The 877-nt window shown below is 66.9% G+C and carries 1 pseudogene; it reads right to left on the bottom strand.

The window, feature by feature from the left end:
- Positions 1-27 precede the first annotated feature (27 nt).
- A pseudogene (locus D8M39_RS12480) lies at positions 28-877 on the bottom strand (IS3-like element ISPfr13 family transposase); the annotation flags it as partial.

The following is an 877-nucleotide window of genomic DNA, read 5'->3' as shown; positions in this document are numbered from 1 at the left end:
TGAACCGTCCCAGGTTCTCGGCCGCTTCTATGCGGGGAGCGGCTCTGGGTTGAGGGCCGCGTAGTAGGCCGCCTCGAACTCGTCGGGGCTGACCATTCCGAGGCTACCGTGGAGCCTGCGGTGGTTGTACCAGTCGACCCACCCAGCTGTCGCGAACTCGACGTCCGCGATCGTCTTGTAGGGGCCGTCGTGGAAGATGGTGGTGCGGACGCATTCGGCCTTGTAGACGCCGTTGATCGTCTCCATCAGGGCGTTGTCGTACGCGTCGCCGATGCTTCCGATCGAGGGTGCGATCTGCTCGAGCGCGAGGTGATCGGTCAGCACTACGGATGTGTATTGGGATCCGGCGTCGGAGTGATGCCGGAGCTGGCCGGGACCGACGGGATGCCCGTCCCGGTCACGCCGCCACAGCGCCATCCGCAGCGGGATCATCACAAGGTCCGTGTGCTTGCTGGTCTGCGCATGCCAGGCGACGATGCGTTGCGAGAACACGTCGAGGATGAACGCGACATACACCCATCCGGCCCACGTCCGCACATACGTGAAGTCCGTCACCCACGTGTGATCCGGGCGCGGAGCGGTGAAGTCCCGGTTCAGCAGGTCCCCGGCACGGACCCCATCCTTGGCGGGGATCGTGGTGCGGATCGCTTTCGCCCGCGTGACCCCGGAAAGGCCCAGGGCCCGCATCGCGCGGTCCACCGCACCGCGAGACACGTCCCGGAGCGTGGTGCGGCGGATGAACGCGGTCATCTTCTTCCGTCCGTAAAGACCCTCCGGGGTCATCTTCCGGCGTGTGCTCCCGCCGGGCAGTGTCTCGTCGCGCCAGGCCGCGTCACGGACCGCGTCCACGACGATCGCGTCGGTCACGGTCCGGACC

The organism is Kocuria sp. HSID17590, from assembly GCF_003989485.1.
Taxonomy (GTDB): Bacteria; Actinomycetota; Actinomycetes; order Actinomycetales; family Micrococcaceae; genus Kocuria; species Kocuria salsicia.
The sequence above is the reverse complement of the archived record's forward strand: the minus strand, read 5'-3'. Positions and strand labels throughout refer to the sequence as shown.